14 protein-coding genes and 1 tRNA gene are annotated in these 17,365 nt (G+C 63.2%); 5 read left to right on the top strand and 10 right to left on the bottom strand.

Annotated features, from left to right (window positions below):
* The first annotated feature begins 160 nt into the window (after positions 1-160).
* The 4 genes from CRD59_RS00730 to CRD59_RS00715 all read left to right on the top strand — a co-directional run bounded on the left by CRD59_RS00730 (position 161) and on the right by CRD59_RS00715 (position 5,282).
* Positions 161-1,558 (top strand): LCP family protein, encoded by a 1,398-nt coding sequence (locus CRD59_RS00730; RefSeq protein ID WP_236632639.1) that lies wholly within the window; start codon positions 161-163, stop codon positions 1,556-1,558.
* Between the two features lie 82 nt (positions 1,559-1,640).
* Positions 1,641-2,930: an LCP family protein gene (locus tag CRD59_RS00725; RefSeq protein ID WP_113852680.1), complete on the top strand. Its 1,290-nt coding sequence runs from the start codon at positions 1,641-1,643 to the stop codon at positions 2,928-2,930.
* A 168-nt stretch (positions 2,931-3,098) separates the two neighbouring features.
* The gene (locus CRD59_RS00720) at positions 3,099-4,931 is read left to right on the top strand and encodes an FtsK/SpoIIIE domain-containing protein (protein WP_161522240.1); all 1,833 of its coding nucleotides are present in this window, start codon (positions 3,099-3,101) and stop codon (positions 4,929-4,931) included.
* Positions 4,932-5,006: 75 nt separating this feature from the next.
* Positions 5,007-5,282: a WhiB family transcriptional regulator gene (locus tag CRD59_RS00715; protein WP_033503305.1), complete on the top strand. Its 276-nt coding sequence runs from the start codon at positions 5,007-5,009 to the stop codon at positions 5,280-5,282.
* Between the two features lie 101 nt (positions 5,283-5,383).
* Here the strand turns inward: CRD59_RS00715 and CRD59_RS00710 are convergent, their stop codons facing one another.
* A complete protein-coding gene (locus tag CRD59_RS00710; RefSeq protein ID WP_113852805.1) occupies positions 5,384-6,886 on the bottom strand; it encodes a sensor histidine kinase in 1,503 nt (500 codons plus the stop codon).
* Between the two features lie 170 nt (positions 6,887-7,056).
* Here CRD59_RS00710 and trhA point away from each other — a divergent pair, with 170 nt between their 5' ends.
* Positions 7,057-7,953: a PAQR family membrane homeostasis protein TrhA gene (trhA, locus tag CRD59_RS00705; RefSeq protein WP_330849120.1), complete on the top strand. Its 897-nt coding sequence runs from the start codon at positions 7,057-7,059 to the stop codon at positions 7,951-7,953.
* A 97-nt stretch (positions 7,954-8,050) separates the two neighbouring features.
* On the opposite strand, the gene CRD59_RS00700 is transcribed toward trhA, so the two are convergent.
* From CRD59_RS00700 to pth, 9 genes are all read right to left on the bottom strand, one after another.
* Positions 8,051-8,530 carry a GreA/GreB family elongation factor gene (locus tag CRD59_RS00700; protein WP_113852803.1) on the bottom strand — a complete coding sequence of 160 codons (480 nt, stop codon included), beginning with the start codon at positions 8,528-8,530 and terminating at the stop codon, positions 8,051-8,053.
* A gap of 217 nt (positions 8,531-8,747) precedes the next feature.
* On the bottom strand, positions 8,748-9,155 hold the full coding sequence (locus CRD59_RS00695) for an FKBP-type peptidyl-prolyl cis-trans isomerase (RefSeq protein ID WP_113852678.1): 408 nt from the start codon (positions 9,153-9,155) through the stop codon (positions 8,748-8,750).
* A gap of 89 nt (positions 9,156-9,244) precedes the next feature.
* Positions 9,245-9,327, bottom strand: a tRNA-Leu gene (locus tag CRD59_RS00690).
* Between the two features lie 16 nt (positions 9,328-9,343).
* Positions 9,344-10,372, bottom strand: coding sequence for a Ppx/GppA phosphatase family protein (locus CRD59_RS00685; RefSeq protein WP_113852677.1), 1,029 nt, complete (start codon positions 10,370-10,372; stop codon positions 9,344-9,346).
* A 96-nt stretch (positions 10,373-10,468) separates the two neighbouring features.
* The gene (locus tag CRD59_RS00680; protein ID WP_113852802.1) at positions 10,469-11,011 is read right to left on the bottom strand and encodes a DUF501 domain-containing protein; all 543 of its coding nucleotides are present in this window, start codon (positions 11,009-11,011) and stop codon (positions 10,469-10,471) included.
* A 92-nt stretch (positions 11,012-11,103) separates the two neighbouring features.
* A complete protein-coding gene (locus tag CRD59_RS00675) occupies positions 11,104-11,664 on the bottom strand; it encodes an FtsB family cell division protein (RefSeq protein ID WP_113852676.1) in 561 nt (186 codons plus the stop codon).
* A 109-nt stretch (positions 11,665-11,773) separates the two neighbouring features.
* The gene (gene eno, locus CRD59_RS00670; protein ID WP_113852675.1) at positions 11,774-13,069 is read right to left on the bottom strand and encodes a phosphopyruvate hydratase; all 1,296 of its coding nucleotides are present in this window, start codon (positions 13,067-13,069) and stop codon (positions 11,774-11,776) included.
* 108 nt (positions 13,070-13,177) lie between these two features.
* Entirely contained in the window at positions 13,178-16,720 is a 3,543-nt protein-coding gene (gene mfd, locus CRD59_RS00665) for a transcription-repair coupling factor (RefSeq protein WP_113852674.1), read from the bottom strand.
* Complete coding sequence (gene pth, locus CRD59_RS00660; protein WP_113852673.1) at positions 16,710-17,309, bottom strand: aminoacyl-tRNA hydrolase; 600 nt, start codon at positions 17,307-17,309, stop codon at positions 16,710-16,712. Before pth ends, mfd begins: the two co-directional genes overlap by 11 nt.
* Positions 17,310-17,365 lie beyond the last annotated feature (56 nt).

The raw sequence follows: 17,365 nt of genomic DNA, 5'->3' as shown, positions 1-17,365 counted from the left end.
AACCCAAGGTGCCGCATTTGAGCCCGGGGTGAGGATACGAAAGCAGACAGGGGCAGCCCACGTCATACAATTATCAACAGCATGCATGTGAATGCCCGTGGCCGAGCCATGGCTTCTCGGGCGGCACAAGGACAGGCGCGGTGACCAGGAAGGCGTAAATGTGACCTCACACAAAGAGAACACCCACGACCTGCCCAACATCAAGGGGCGCGCCTCATCCGGCCCGAAGCACTCGCTCGGCTTCCGTGTCTCCCACCGTGTGCGCAGGGGCATAGCCATGGGATTGTGCGCAGTGGTCGCGTTCGTGGGTACCTTTGTGGCCGCCGCCGCGGCGGAAATCCTGGGAAGCATCAACGTCGTCCCATCCATCAAAGCCGCCAAGCCGGGCTCCGGGAATCCCAAGCCCGAGGACATCTACAAGGGCAGGACCCTCAACGTGCTCATCCTGGGCCAGGACACCCGGGCCGGTGCAGGAAACGCCGCAATCGGGGGAAACGACCCGGATGACGCCGAGAACCACCAGTCCGACACCGCCATGGTGGCCCAGATCGCAGCCGACCGCTCATACATCAACCTGGTGCCCATCCCCCGCGACTCCATGGTCAATGCCCCAGCCTGCACAACCAGCAACGGAGGCACGATCCCTGCCCGTCGCCACGTCATGTTCAACTCGATCTTCGCGACCGGCTACCAGCAGGGTGGCGACGTGGCCTCGGCCGCCTCATGCACGCTCACTGCAGTGAACGCCCTGACGGGCTTGGACATCCAGCAGTTCGTCGTCGCCGATTTCAACGGGATGAAGGATATGATCGATGCCCTGGGCGGTGTGGACATCTGCATCCCCAACGACACCTGGGACGGGTATACCGGTCTGAGAGTGAAGCGCGGCCTGCAGCATCTGGACGGGACCCAGGCGACCCAGTACGCCCGCATGCGGCATGGATCCGGATCGGATGGGTCCGACATCATGCGCACCACCCGCCAGCAGTACCTGGTGAAGTCCCTGATGAACGAGGCGCACAGCAAAGAGGTGTATTCCAATTTCAGCAAGATGTTCCAGCTCGCCAAGACCTCACTGTCCGCCCTCCAGCTGAGCGAAGGCCTCGGCAACCTCATGACCCTGTACGGTCTGGCCGACAGCCTCAAAAACATCGACGCATCCCACATCTATTCGCGCACGCTGCCGGTGACCCCCGACGTCAACGACAGCAACAGGGTCGTCTGGACCTCGGATGCGACGGAGGTCTGGGAGACGCTCAAGGCCGAGAAGCCCCTGACCAACGAAGCCATGGACAAGGAAGACGAATCCACCACCGGCCCACAGACACCCCAGGCACAGGCAGATCAGCAGGCAGCTCCCCAGTCTTCGCCCAGTCAACAGGCCCCCGATCCCAGGACAGGACTGATCAGCAAGGACGGCCAGTTGATAGATCCGGTCACCGGAGGCATCGTGGACCCGGATGACGGCTCCATCCGCGACGCCGCCACCGGCCAATACATCGGCATCGCCGACAGATACCTGTCCGTCACAGTATGTGCCGTTCCTGCGCAGAAGTAGCCCGGCGCAGAAGGACTGACGGAAGTGACATGTTAAGTCTGATTGCTAGAGAACCGGGGGCGAGACAAGGGGATGGAGCCTGATGAACCAGCGAGGCCACGGCCAGTCGTCTCCCACTGAGGAGCCGCCTTCCTTCCTGCCATCCAGCAGTTCCCAGCAGCTTCGCCGCCAGACGCGTAAAGCCAAGACCATCCAACCGGTCCGGTCGAGCACCCATGCACGCAAGCGCGGCGGCCGACAATCAGCACAGGAGCCGCCGGCCTTCTCCCCCAGGCGCTCGGCATCGGGCCCCACCGCGCCTGCGCCCAGAAGGACAGTCAGACGTTCCAGCGGCTCTTCAAGGCAAGCCTCGGCACCAGCCGCCCCGCTACGTGCAGGCGGCAGACCGCCCGCAACCCCCCATGCCGCCGTCAGCCTCAGGCGGTCCGGTGGCCATCGTGCCCGTAAGACCCTGGCAGCGCTCCTTGTTCTGATACTCGCCCTGACAGCGGCAGGCTGCTGTTATGGCTGGTACTGGGTCGACCACCAACTCAAGCATAAGGACATGCTCACCGGCATGGACGCAGGCCCTGCCACTTCATGGCTCATCCTGGGATCGGATGAGCGCGATGGCACACAAGGCACGGGTTCATCCGACGACACGCCTGGCTTCCGTACCGACACGATCCTAGTTCTGACCAAGCCCAAGCGCGGTCCGGCGTCCTTGGTCTCCGTGCCCCGCGACTCACTCGTCTCGCTCGACGGCCAAGGCATGAAGATCAACGCCGTGGCCAATCTGTCGGGTTACCCGGCTCTTACAGGCCGGGTGGAAGCCATCACCGGCAACAAGATCGACCACACAGCCCTGATCAGTTTCGGTGGACTGGAAGGGGTGGTGAACGCCATCGGTGGAGTCAACCTGTGCTATGACCAGACCGTCCAGGACCCCTATTCGGGCCTCAACTGGACCGCCGGTTGCCACGACGTGGACGGTGGCAACGCACTCGCCTTCTCCCGTATGCGATACGCCGACCCGAAAGGCGACTTCGGCAGAGCCGAGCGCCAACGGATGGTTATCGGGGCGATCGCACAGAAAGCAGCCTCCCCCGCGACCCTGAGAAATCCCTCGACCGACATCAAACTGGCCAAGGCCGCCCTCGGGGCAATCACCGTGGACGAGGAAAGCAATCCATGGACCCTCTACCACATGCTCCTTGCCTTCCGAGACGCATCAAGCCCCAAGGGAGTAACCGGCTCGGTATATTGGACGGACCCCGATTATGAGCCCGACGGTCTGGGGTCCACTGTCCTGCTCAATGACAAACGTAACCTTGATCTCTTCGGCCAATTGGCGGAAGGCCGTCATGAACCCGGTACCGTAGGAGGCATGTGATCACATTCCCGCTCGGCCCGGATACATTCGACCACAGACCGCTGTCCGGCTGGACCTGCCCGTATGTGCGGCGCAGGATTGTGACCCATGGAGAAAGCACGAAGAAGGCACAGTCCTGACGGTGCCGTTGAAGGCAGCGGAAGCCAAGATCACATCATAGCCCTGCGTATGGTAGGGCAGATAGCACCCGTCTTCGCCCAGGTCGGCCTCGTCGTCATCATGCTCTCCCAAGGCCGTTGGCTCTATGCCGCCCTCCTCGTACCAAGTCTGATAGCCTGTCTCGCGGTCGCACTCGCCGGATACCTTGGGCAACGTCGTGAGCGGAGGACAACTACCGACCCATCCTTGTGCGGAAGTGCAGCCGACCCCGGATCCAAGGCGTCCCATGAAGACCCATGCCACGTCTTCAGGTCCCTGTCCGCACCTGCGCTGGAGGATATCCTGCCCGGACAGAAGGCCAGGCAGACCGGCGGTGCCCAATGGCAGGGCATCGTGCAACATTGGCTCTCACAGGGGCTTGAGCCAGGGCCCGACGTACAAGCCGAGGATGCGGTCATAGGCGTATGCGCCGACGGCCCCTTCGCGTTGAATCTGCCCAGGGAGGGCCCCCATGCGCTGGTGGCCGGCACCACCGGCTCCGGTAAATCCGTCCTCCTCCAGGCATGGTGCCTGGCACTGGCCTGTCGAATTCCGCCCAGCCGCCTCAACTTCGTCTTCCTGGACTTCAAAGGCGGATCGGCCTTCAACCAGCTCAGTCGACTGCCCCATACCGCCGGATCGGTCTCCGACCTTGACCTGGACCATGCTGTCCGGGCCATAGCAGGCATCGAACGCGAGCTCAAACACCGGGAACGTCTCGTGGCGGCCGAAGGGGCCTGTGACGCCGACGACCTGCGTGTGCCCCCCGCCCGCCTGATTGTGGTGATCGACGAATTCCAAGCCCTTCGCCAGCAGCTGCCTGACTCCATGGAGCATCTGATTCAGCTCGCCTCACTGGGCAGGTCACTGCGCATGAATCTGATCGCCTGCACGCAGAACCCAATGGGCCAGGTGAGCCCCCACATGAAGGCGAACATGAATCTGAACATCAGCCTAAGGGTGCGTGAGCCCATCCAATCCATGGAGCTGCTGGGAACGGGCTGCGCCGCCGACATCGGCCCGGAGATGCCCGGTGCCGGCTTCTGGTGCGCCGGTGGGCACCCGCAGGCCTTTCGCTGCTCCCCCTGCCAGGCGACCGGCAAGGTGGTGGACCAGGTACTCATGGCCGCCGGCTTCATCGGCATGAAACCGGCCGCCCCCCTGTTCACCTCACCACTGCCTAAGGAGCTGCCGGCCGGCCACCTGTCCCGGCTCGGCCGCCCAGTCTGGCAGGACGGTCATCCCCTCCTGCCGATCGGTCTGGAAGACGACGGTGTCGGGATTGCAGCATGCCTTCTGCCGGTCCAAGGCAACATCGCCATCATCGGAGGTTCCGGCAGAGGCAAGAGCACCTGCCTGATGACGGTTCAGACCCAGTTGGCCAACTTGTCCGGCCAGGACAGCTCCACGTCTTTCCAACTCACCTGTGTGCAACCGTCTTCGCAGGGATTCCGCAAACGTCGCATCAAACCGCGTCAATACCGGCGCGAATGCGGGCTGGAGGCCCTTCCAGGCCCACCCCGCCGGATTTGGCTGGTCGATGGGGCCGACAAACTGCTGGAACCCTTGAGCCAGGAGCCCATGGCCGTTCAAGTCCGGCAGGCGCTAGAGGATCCGGGGACCGATACAGTCCTCACCGTTGAATCCGTCCGTTCCCTACGCCGCCTAGAACTTTTCCCTGTCCAGGTCGTGTTCCCCTCCGGGGAACGGGGCACAGACCTGATGTCAGGCATTCCTTCCCGACTGCAGGCCATGATGAGTGCCGAAGACGCTGCTACACCTGGGCGGGCCGTCCTGCGCAATCGGGGTTCCACCCACCTCATCCAGTGCGCGCCCTCAGGCAAATCCGCAAGCAAGTCTTGAAAAGTCGGCCTAATCGTGCTTCCCTATAATAAGTTTGATTTTTCACAGACGATGGAAGGCAGGGGAACAGCAAGCATGAGCAGCGCATTCGATTGGCGGGCCAAGGCCGCGTGCCGCGACAAGGATCCGGAACTCTTCTTCCCGGTCGGGAACACAGGTGCAGCCTACCAGCAGATTGAGGAGGCCAAGGCCGTGTGCCGCACCTGCGAGGTGATAGATGCCTGCCTGAAGTGCGCCCTGGACACCAACCAGGATTATGGCGTATGGGGCGGCCTGAGCGAGGATGAGCGCAGGGCCCTTAAGCGCAGGGCCATGCGGGCCCGGCGTACACAGGCCATGCAGCAGTCCTGAACGGGGATTTAGGCGGCACTTTTACGAATCTGTACAACATGTGGGGGTCGACGACACGATTGTCGTCGACCCCCACATCGTCGTCATACCTGCTGCGGGTCTCAGCGGCCTTTTTCCCCGGCCTTCTGCCCGACACGCAGCCTGATGTCGATGGTCACCCGGGTGCCGCCGTCCCGCCTGGGACCCCACCGCACGGTGCCCCCGAAATCATTGGTCACGAATGTGTTGATGATCTGCGTGCCCAGACCCGAACCCGACGGACGGGCCTGTCCGGCGTTGGACTCCGTGTCGTAACCGTTTCCGTCGTCCTCGACAACCACGTTCAGGTTGTCACCACCACGACCGACGGATATGGTGATGTGGCCCTCTTTGCGACCTTCGAAACCATGCTCCACGGCGTTGTTGATCAACTCGGTGAGCACCAGCGACAGTGGCGTGGCGTCCTGCGCGGGCATCATGCCGAACTTGCCGATGTAGGAGATGGAGATGTGCTGGTCGGAAGTGGTGGCCAGGTCCACGCTCAGCTTGAGCAGGTTGGCGATGACCTTGTCGAAATCCACGATCTCATCCGCCGTCTGGCTCAAGCCTTCGTGCACGACCGCTATGGTCTGCACACGCCGCTGGGCCTCCTCAAGCTCCTTACGCACCTCGTCTGACTTGGTCCGTCGGCTCTGCAGCCGCAGGAGGGCGGAAACGGTCTGCAGGTTGTTCTTGACCCTGTGGTGAATCTCCGAAATCGTGGCGTCCTTGGTCTGCAGCTCGCGTTCCCGCCGCCTCAGCTCGCTCACATCCCGGCACAGGACGATGCCGCCCACACGGCCCTCCTCTCCGTACAGGGGCAGGGAACGCATGGAGACGGCAGAGCGGTTGACCACCAGCTCGGAATCCACAGCCGCCTTACCGGTCAGCACCAAAGGCAGGGACTCGGGTAAGGGGTCGTTCTGCCTGATGAGGGAAGTGCCGATCTCGCTCAGGTACTGTCCGGGCATGGTCTCCACAGAGCCCAGGCGACGGAAGCAGGAAATCGCATTCGGTGATGCGTACCGCACGATTCCGCCGGCGGTCAGGATGATGAACCCGTCAGCAACGCGGGCATTGTGCCGCTGGTTCATGACCGAATCGGAGTAGGGGAACTGCCCCCGAGTGACCATCTCGAACAGGGCCTTACCTGCATTGATGCTCTCCCCCTCATAGCGGCCGTTGGACTCGCGGGTGGCCATATTGGTCTCGCGGGCGACCAGGCCCAGTGTCTTACCCTGGTGGCGCACCGGCGCGTACACGTCGCAGACCGTGGCCTTCCCTATCGTGCGCATCTTGTTCGACCGGAGCACGGTCCTGGCATCCATGGCCGCATCCAACTCAGCCTTGCGCTCCTCGGGAAGCAGGTCACCGACCACGTCCTCGGTACGCAGGGACATGACAGTGGATGGTCTGCACTGTTCGGCCACCACATAGCGTCCATCCTTGCGGCGCAGCAGGAGCAGGAGGTCAGCGAAGCACAGATCGGCGACCACCTGCCAGTCTGCCACGAGCAGGTGGAGCCACTCGCGGTCGGCCTCGTCAAAGTCCTGAAAGCTTGCGAGTATCTCGGAAAAATCAGCCATAGCCAACATCATAGCCAAGCGGGGCACCCACGCGACAGGCCCCGTCTCCATGGGCTGAACGCCGGGAACGACCTGACCTGCAGACCGGTGAACGCCTGGCGATAGACTGAAGACGAACAGGCATGCCCGGGTTGTCGACCGAGCGGGGGCACCAAGGAGCTAGGAGAAGGATGGCCGAAACACCCGGAAAGGGAACCGATGAACGCGGTATGGTCGAACGCAGCCAAGGTCGACGAGCGCTGCCGGATGCCCGGCACTGGAGCGAACCGGACCATGAAGCGTATCCGAAGGATTCCGGGGTAGGCAAACAGGCCAATGCCAGGGAAGGCTCAAACCGGGCCGCAAACGCTACAGGAAGTGGTGCCCCACGGATCGCAGGCAGCCCCATCGCTGCAATCGCACGCAAGGTACGCTTGGACGTGCACGGCCGACCCAAACCCCTGATGCGCGGTTGGATTCATGCCGCCGCCACGCCATTGGCGATGGCATCAGGCATCGTGCTCATCTGCATCGCACCAGGGACGGGACTCAAGTGGGCCTGTGCGGTCTTCATGCTGAGCTCGATCGCCCTGTTCGGCAACTCGGCCCTCTACCACCTGGGTGACTGGTCCCCACGCGTCACAGACGTCCTGCGGCGGCTGGACCATGTCAATATCTTTCTGCTGATCGCCGGCACCTATACACCGGTCTCCTTCGCTCTGGACCATTTCTGGCGCAAGGTCATCCTGTTCGGCATCTGGTCTGCCACACTGGTGGTCATGTTCATCCATGTGGTCTGGATCAGCGCACCACGCTGGCTCTACACTTCCGTCTATGTGATCTTCGGTGTGGCCGGGGTGGCCTTCCTGGACCTGTTCTGGCGTTCGGCCGCCGCCGGCCCAGCGGTGGTCTGGCTGCTCATAGCCGGCGGCCTGTGCTATATCGCTGGTGCCATCGTCTATGCCCTACGTATGCCGGACCCCTGGCCACGGACCTTTGGATTCCATGAAATCTTCCACTGCGGCACTGTCGCCGGCTACGCCTGCCATGTGGTGGCTATCTATCTGGTGACCTGCCATCTGATGTGACGGAAGGACATCCGTTGGCCCTACATGCGCGGTACCTACGGCCGGACCCCGTCAATGGCATTGATGGCATTCCCCAGGGCCGTTAGGCCCCGGTTGGTCACTTCAGAGGCTGTGCGTCCTTGACCGTCACCTTGATCTCCTTGCCGGATGGTGCGGCGTATGAAACTTCGTCCCCCTTCTTATGGCCCATGATCGCCGCCCCAATCGGCGACTCCGGGCTGATCACGTCATAATCGGTGGCCACGGCTATATCACGTGATCCCAGCACATAGACCTGGTCGCTGCCGGCCAGGGTCAGCGTCACGACCGAGCCGTTGCCGACCGTACCCGCTTTGGGGGCCGTCAGGATCTTGGCGTTGCGCAGCTTGACGATCAGCTCATTGATTCGTCCCTCGTTCTTGCCTTGCTCCTCACGTGCGGCCTGGTAGCCACCGTTCTCGCTCAGGTCTCCCTCGGCGCGCGCAGCGGCGATGCGCTCGGTGATCTCATCCCGGTACTCCCCCTGCCGGTGCTTGAGCTCGTCCTGCAGCTTGTCGTAAGCCTCCTGGGTGAGCAGAATAGTCTGTTCTTCAGCCATCATGTTCTCCTTTGCTGTTCACGTATGAACGCTTATCGCGAGCGCTCCCTAAACGCTTCCGATGTCATCGCCCTACGGCCGGTGACATCACGGTTTGTTGTCCCCCTACGGCGTGTTCCATGCCGCCCCCGCCACATTCGCCCCCCGGGCATCTGCGCACGGTTCGGATGAATATCAAAAAAGCGCCGGTACTGACCGGCGCCCGACGGTCAGGATGTCAACGGGTGGAGATGATATCCACCACAAAGACAAGCGTGTCCTCACCTCCGATGCCCGCCTGGGGCATTCCCCGGGTCCCATAGCCATACTGAGGAGGAATGGACACCACGAGCCGGGAGCCTACATTGTGGCCCGGCAAACTCTGGTCCCAGCCCTTGATCACCTGCCCAACGCCGATGGCGAAGGAGGCGGGCTGATGACGATCGAAGGACGAATCGAACGGCGAATCCGAACCCCAGACCAGACCGTGGTAGTTGACGGTGATTGTGTCGCCCTTGCGAACGAGCGGGCCATCGCCCTCCACCAACTCGGCCACCCGAAGCCCGTTCGGTGCGTCGCCCGTGAATTCAACGGTCGGATACGCGCCGAAGTCGGCGTTGACCTCCGGCATGCCCTCTGCTGTCATGACTGTCCTCCGTACTTGCGATTCAAACCCAGGATACCGGTTCTCATCATTCCTTACCAATCGCGAACCGACCCTGCCGGTCGCCGACGTGCCCCGGGTGGGTATCGAACCCACACGCCCGCAAGGGCGGCGGATTTTAAGTCCGCTGCGTCTACCGTTCCGCCACCGGGGCCTGGCTCATGGGGTCACTATACCCCATGAGCTGAACAGGGGGACGGCCCTCCCTCCAGGAGCCTCCGACCAAGGTCGAGGACGATGCCATCCAACAATCCGTGCTCCGATGCCACGAAATCCGTGCCCAGACCAGGCGCCTCCCGCCGCAGCCGGTCCAACAGCCGGTCCAGGACCAAAGCACCCCCGCCTATCACATCCACACGGCCCGGATGTATGGCCTTGAGCCCCGCCCGCTCCTGCCTGTTCATGGCCAGGATCCGCCCGACAACTCGGCGTATTTCGGACACCCTCACCCTGGAACCATCCACCATACGGGGGTCGTAGGCTTCGAGCCCCATAGCCAGGGCGCTCATCGTCGTGACCGTGCCCGAAACCCCGATGAGTGTCCTGACCTCCCTGACGGGCACCGCCTCGAAGGCGGCATCGACATGCCGGTCGATGTCCTCCAGGGCGGCTCGGATCTGCTCGGCGGTGGGTGGATCGGAGAGCAGGTGCCGCTCGGTCATACGCACCGAACCGATATCCATCGAATAGGCGGCACCCGCTTCGTCGACCGGGGACCGGCGGCCATCGCCTCCCATGACCAGCTCCGTGGATCCACCACCCAGATCGGTGACCAGGTAAGGGGGCTCAGGAAGACCCGCGGGCTGTCGGATGGCCTGCATGACGCTCACAGCCCCCAGGAAGCTCAGCCGGGCCTCCTCGGAACCGGCAATCACCTCCGGTCGCACGCCCAGGATGGATTGGATGCCTTCCTCGAACTCGTCACGGTTGGCGGCGTCGCGACTGGCCGACGTAGCGACGAACCGCAGGGCATCGACAGGCCGACCATCCAGAACCTGTTTGAATTCCCGGGCGGCCCGCCAGGCACGCTCCAGAGCCTGGTCGGAAAAGCGGCGATTGCGGTCCACACCCTCCCCCAGGCGGATGACGCGCATGAGACGGGGGGCAAGTGGATGCAGACCGGTATGGTCCACCTTTGCCAGCAGGAGCCTGATTGAGTTGGTACCACAGTCCACGCCCGCGACAGTAACCGCGTCCATGTCATGCACCCCTATCCCTTGTCCGCATATCCTCCATTACGCCCCACCGACGGCGGCACCGCATACCAGCACCTGTTGTATGACAATCGGAGCGACTCAACCCTGCATGATCCGGACCGACCCCCAGGGTTGCGCACAACGACAGACAGCGGGGTCGAACCGGTTCCGGACCTCTTCAAGAGCCCGGTCACCGATGGGGTTGACGCCTGGACCCATGACGAGCGATTGGGCGGTGAGCGCATGCAGGCACTTGACCCTGACCGGCATACCGCCGGCCGAAATGCCTTCGATATGGCTCTCATCGTCGCCCAGACGTTCGGCCAGGGCCGAGCGGAAGGCCAGATAGGTCTGATGGGCGCGCCGATACGCAGCACGCAAATCGGCATCCGTGGCCAGTCGAGCATTCCAGTCGGCCATTCTCCCATCCGCCTCAAGCTGGGAAATAGTCTTCACGGCCTCCGGTGCGGTCAGATAGCAAGTGGTCGGGAACGGTGTACCCCCCGGCAGCAGGGGACGTGTGACAACGGCAAGGGGATTCCCGCAGACACAACGGGCACCGACAGCGACGATGCCTCGCGGGTAGCGGCCCAACTGTCCTTCGACCACCGCCACCTCGTCGGCGCTGGCCCGACGGCCCATGACAGCATCGGCCAGGCCAATGATGGTCCCGGCTCCCACAGCAGTTTCCTCCATACCATCATCCGCTGCATTCACGGTCGCTGCATTCACGGTCACAGTCCGCTCCCTTGTCCGTTAGAATCGGTCCTACCCTGCACATGGCCCCCATCACCCGAGCCCATCCCGGACCTGCCCTTGGCCTGTGGCGTCGTCGGCGTATCCGCTTTGCCCAGAGAGTATGCCAGTTCCCGGTACCAGGGCAGCGGGGCACGGGCCTGTGTCCGCTCAACCGGTTTCGTTCGCCTGGCCGATGGTGCCCGGCCTCCGGTCACCGATTCGGGGTTGAGTACCCGTATGGCCTGTTCGCCCGGAAAGACGAAACCCAGCCTGTCCCGGGCCTGGGCGGTGACATAGGCCTGGTCGTTCCACCGAGCGATGTCGTTTTCCAGTTGGCTTTTCTGCTCGACCAGGGCCGCCTGCTGGTTTTTGAGCCCATTGAGCTCGGAAAGACTCAGGGCGTATGTATGGAAGGTTGAGACGAGCTGTACGGCACCGATGAAGACGATGATCAGGCAGACGCACAAGGAGACCGCACCCTGCTTGCGCCGCTTCGGGTTCGCCCCGTTACTCGGGACCGTGGCGCGTTTGGCTCCCGGAAGACTTGCTCTGGTCATAGCTACAAAAATACCCGTGGCAGCCGACGCGACTTGCCACGGGCGGAACCGAACGCCGTTTCCCCGGTCGGGGCATTCCCGGCCGGGGACGGCGACGCTCAGCGTGAGATCACTTGGTGTACTGCTTGCAGGCCTTGAAGGCGGAGTAGCCGGCGTACTCAGCGGTGGAGCCGAGCTCCTCCTCGATTTCCAGAAGGCGGTTGTACTTGGCGATGCGCTCCCCACGGGCCGGTGCACCCGTCTTGATCTGGCGGGTGTTCTTGGCCACGGCCAGGTCGGAGATGGTGGTGTCCGGGGTCTCACCGGACCGATGGGAGACCATGGAGGTGAAGCCGTTCGCCGTAGCCAGCTCGATGGCGTCGAGCGTCTCGGTGACGGTGCCGATCTGGTTGAGCTTGACCAGGAGGGAGTTGGCGGCCTTCAGATCGATGCCCTTTTGCAGACGCTTGGGGTTGGTGACCAGGAGGTCGTCGCCGACGAACTGCAGACGGTCGCCCATGGCGGCGGTGATCTTCTGCCAGGCGGCCCAATCCTCCTCGGCGAAAGGATCCTCGATGGAGACCAGCGGGTAGCGCTCGACCAAACCCTGGTAGTAGTCGAGCATATAGTCAGCGTCGCGGTCCTCGCCGTCGAAGTGGTACTTGTCCTTGTCCTTGCTGTAGAACTCGGAGGAGGCCACATCCAGGCACAGACCTATCTGCTTGCCGGGCTCGTAACCGGCCTGCTCGATGGCGTCCACGATGTACTTCAGGGAGTCCTCGTTGGACTTCATCTTCGGCGCGAAACCACCCTCGTCGCCCAGGCCGGTCTCATGCCCGTCCTTCTTCAGGATGCCCTTCAGGGTGTGGTAGACCTCGACACCGGCGCGCAAAGCCTCCCGGTAGGAGTCGAAGCCGTAGGGGGAGATCATGTACTCCTGGATGTCTGTGGCGAAATCAGCGTGGGCGCCGCCGTTCATGATGTTCATGTTCGGCACGGGCAGGATGTGGCCGTTGGTTCCACCGATGTAGCGGTAGAGCGGCAGTTCGGCCGACTCGGCGGCCGCATAAAGGGCCGCCAGGGAGACGCCGAGGATGGCGTTGGCGCCCAGCTTGCCCTTGTTGGGGGTGCCGTCCAGCTCGATCATGGTCTCATCCAGCGCACGCTGGTCGGAAGCGTCCATGCCGATCACATTGGGGGCGATGGTCTCGTTGACGGCCTTGACCGCATCCAGGACGCCCTTGCCCTGGTAACGCTTCTTGTCGCCGTCACGACGCTCCCAGGCCTCCGCCTCGCCGGTCGAGGCGCCTGAAGGCACCAGACCGCGGCCTTCGGCCCCATCCTCGGTCTGGAGGATGACTTCGACGGTCGGATTGCCACGGGAATCAAGAATCTCGCGTGCGTACACGCTTTCAATTGCTGCCACAACTGCTCCTTACGGTTACCACTCGTGTTGTGCTGTCATTTCCAGACTAGTGCCTTTTATGGACGATGGGAACCAATTCATTGTGAGCGCTCACAGTCCAATTGCCACTTAGTCCTTCACCCCGTGCCTCCAGGCCAGGTCGTCCAGAAGACGGTCCGTCCAGGACAGGATCTCCATGGAATCCATGGGCCTGGCCCCCATACCACCGGCGAAGGGGGCGGGTACCTGGAGGATGCGCGTGACCGGGTGGTAGCGCGAACCCTTGTAGATGCGCGCGATACGAGTCTGGAGGGAGTCCGGCATGTCGACCTTGCCGACCCGCACCCGCGAGGACTGACCGTTGACCTCCGTGATACCCAGGGCCCTTGCCTTGGAGCGCAGGCGGGCGACGGCGAAGAGCGTCTCGAACTCGGCGGGAGGCGGACCGTAACGGTCGGACAGTTCCTCATACAGATCCTGCAGGTCCTGCTCGTCCTTGGCGGTGGCCAGCTTGCGATAAGCCTCCAGCCGCAACTTGTCCGAGTCGATGTAGTCCACCGGAATTGACGCCTCGACCGGCAGATCGATGGTCACGGCTACAGAATCCTTGCGTTCGGGCTCCTTGTACTCCTCCACCGCCTGGGAGACCATGCGCACATACAAGTCAAATCCGACACCCTCGATGTGCCCGGACTGTTCCGACCCAAGGAGATTTCCGGTGCCACGCAATTCCAGATCCTTCATGGCCACGTCGTAGCCCGAACCCAGGGCCGTGTTCTGGGCGATGGTGGCCAGCCGATCGTGGGCGGTCTGGGTCATGGGCTTGGAAGGGTCGTAGAGGAAGTAGGCGTAAGCCCGCTCCCGTCCCCGGCCTACGCGGCCACGCAGTTGGTGCAGCTGGCTGAGGCCGAAGCGGTCGGCCCGATCCACCAGCAGGGTGTTGGCGTTGGGGATATCCAGACCCGTCTCAACAATCGTGGTACACACCAGCACGTCGACGTCCCGGTGCCAGAAGTCCTGGATCACCGAATCAAGCTGCTTCTCCCCCATCTTTCCATGGGCCACCGCCACCCTGGCCTCAGGGACCAGTTCATGGACCCGAGCGGAGACCTTGGCTATGTCCTCCACGCGATTATGGATGTAGAAGACCTGGCCGCCGCGCAGAAGTTCACGCCGGATGGCCGCCGTCACCTGTGCATCCTCATAGGCACCCACATAGGTGAGCACCGGGAGACGGTCCTCGGGAGGCGTTGCCAGGGTTGACATCTCACGGATGCCGGTCACCGCCATCTCCAGCGTCCTCGGGATGGGTGTGGCGGACAAGGACAATACATCCACATTGGTACGGATGGCTTTGAGCGTCTCCTTGTCCTCCACGCCGAAGCGCTGCTCCTCGTCGATGATCATCAGTCCCAGGTCCTTGAACCCAACCTTGGGATTGAGCAACTTATGGGTGCCGATGACCACATCCACTGTCCCGTCCGCCAGTGCGGCCATGGTAGCGGCGTTCTCCTTTGCCGACTGGAAGCGACTGAGCTGGGCCACCTGCACCGGGAAACCCTCGAAGCGCTCGGTGAAGGTCTGATAATGCTGCTGGACCAGCAGGGTCGTGGGCACCAGGACCGCCACCTGCTTGCCGTCCTGCACGGCCTTGAAGGCCGCTCGGATGGCGATCTCGGTTTTACCGAAGCCCACATCCCCGCAGATCAAACGATCCATGGGGACCGGCCGCTCCATGTCGCGTTTGACCTCGTCGATCGCAGTCAACTGGTCGGGCGTCTCCTGGTAGGGGAAGGCATCCTCCAGTTCCCTCTGCCAAGGGGTGTCAGGGCTGAAAGCGAATCCGCGCGTGCGCTGACGGGCCGAATAGAGCTTGACCAGGTCCTGGGCGATCTCGTGGACGTGTTTTCTGGCCTTCGCCTTGGTCTGGGCCCAGTCCGAACCGCCCAACTTGTTGAGTTTGGGGGCCTCCGAGCCGATGTACTTGCTGACCTGGTCCAGCTGGTCTGCCGGCACGAAGAGCCGGTCGGCCGGCCCACCCCGCTTGGAGGGGGCATATTCAAGGACCAGGTATTCACGGGTGCCTTTGGAGGCCTTGAGACCTACCTGCCGCTGGCGCATACCCAGGAAACGGCCGATGCCATGCGCCTCGTGGACCACATAATCACCAGGTTTGAGTTCGGTGAGGTCGATCGCCTTGCGCCTGCGTTTGGCCGACTTCGGGGCATTCACCGCCGAAGAGCGGCCGGTCAGGTCACGCTCGGTCAGCAGGGCCAAACGGGCCTTGCCATCCACGAACCCGTCGGCTGCCAGGGAGCGGATGTAGTCCACCCCTGTGGCGCCGGTGGCCTCCACAGCCCGCTTGAGGCGGTTCAGGGTCCCCTGCCCGGCCGCCGTCACGACCACGCGCTCGCCTGCGGCCAGCAGACCCTCTATGCCTGAGCGCGCCTTGTCCTCGTCGCCGCGGAATTGATCCGGCGCCTGGATATCCAGTGCCAGATCCGGCTGCGGCCCCACATCCACGCTGAAATCGGTGAACGCAAGCACATCCCGCCGACCACCGTCCAGGGAGGAGACGGCCTCGTCGTAGTCGATGAAAGACGCCTGGTCGAAGGAAATCGGGGCACCGGCCCCTTGACCGGAGGCCGCCACATGCCAGGAGGCGGCCAGGAACTCATTGGCGGTCTTCGCCAGGTCCTGGGCCGAGCGCCGCAGAAGCTCCGGATCGGACAGGACAACGGCCGACTGCTCCGGCAGCAAGGATGAGACCGGAGTGAGACGGTCCACCAAGGCCGGCAGCAGGGATTCCATCCCCTCCACCGGTATGCCCTGCGCAATCGATTCCAACATGTCGTCCGCATTGGGGATGCGCCCCTTGAGGGAGGCCGCCCGTGCTCGCACCTGGTCGGTCAGCTGGATCTCTCGGCAAGGTGTGGCCCAGACCTGGTCCAGATCATCACCGTATGTGCGCTGGTCGGAGGCATGGAAGGCGCGGATGGAGTCGACCGTATCCCCGAAGTACTCGATGCGCACCGGGTGTGCAGCGGTCGGCACGAACACATCCACGATGCCGCCGCGCACCGCGTATTCGCCCCGGTTCATGACCAGCTCGGTCCGGGCGTACGATGCGGTCTGCAGGCGGGTGACCGCCTGGTCCAGCGGAAGCTCGGTACCCGTTCTGAAAACGAGTGGTTCCAATTCACCCAATCCCTGCACCACGGGTTGGATCAGGGAACGTATGGGCATGACCAGTATGCGTATGGGGCCGAAGAGTTCGTCATCGGCCTTCGGGTGGGCCAAGCGGCGGAAGACCGACATCCGACCGGCCACTGTATCGGCCCTGGGTGAGAGGCGCTCATGCGGCAATGTCTCCCAAGCCTGCAGCAGGGCGACGGACTTGGGATCGCCGGAATACCAGGAACGCACCGACGCCGCCATCTCTTCGGCGTCCCGGCCGGAGGGCACCACCACGACCACATCCTGGCCGGCGGCCAAGGCTGCGACCAGAGCCGGGCGGACTCCCGCCGGCGCCTGCACGCCCAATCCCCCGAAACGGCCAGCGGGATCGTCCAACCCACCCTTGGACAGCCGGTCGAATGCCGGATCCATCCTTAGGACATCGAGCAGAGGCGCCAGGGAACCGGCCAACGCCCCCAGGGAATCACCGGCCATTGAATCGCTCCTGGGCATGGGCCATGCCACGCGCCATCAGGGTTTCGACGGCATCCGCGCCGTCTGCCAGGAATTCGTCGAGCTCCTTGCGCTGGGAGGGGGAAAACCGACCCAAAACCCAGTCGACCGTACGCTCATGGGCGCCTGGACCGCGCTGGGCGTGCCCCACCCCCAGACGCACCCGGGCATATGCATTCGTACCAAGGGAACGGTCTATGGAGCGGATGCCGTTGTGACCGCCGGCCGAACCGCCGGCCTTGACCTTGATCCGCCCGAAATCAAGGTCCATGTCGTCGTGGATGACGACGATCCGCTCAGGAGCGATGTCGTAGTATGAGGCGATCGATGAGACGGCATCGCCCGAGTCGTTCATGAATGTCACAGGCTTGGCGAGGAAGAACTTGACCGACCGCCCATCCAGGCTCATGACTCCTTTGCCCAGCTCCGCCAGCCCTTTGTGGTCGGACAGGCAAACGGACCAACGCTCCGCCAGCAGGTCCGCACACATGAAGCCCATGTTGTGGCGGGTCCCCTCGTACTTGGGGCCCGGGTTGCCCAGACCGGCCACCAACCAGAATTGCGAAGCCATACATGCCCACTTCCCGTCCGAGGAACCACGAACCTTGAGCATTGTACACAGCGCCG

Source organism: Bifidobacterium xylocopae (genome assembly GCF_003315615.1).
In the GTDB taxonomy this organism is placed as follows: Bacteria; Actinomycetota; Actinomycetes; order Actinomycetales; family Bifidobacteriaceae; genus Bombiscardovia; species Bombiscardovia xylocopae.
This window is presented reverse-complemented; position numbering and strand designations above follow the sequence as displayed.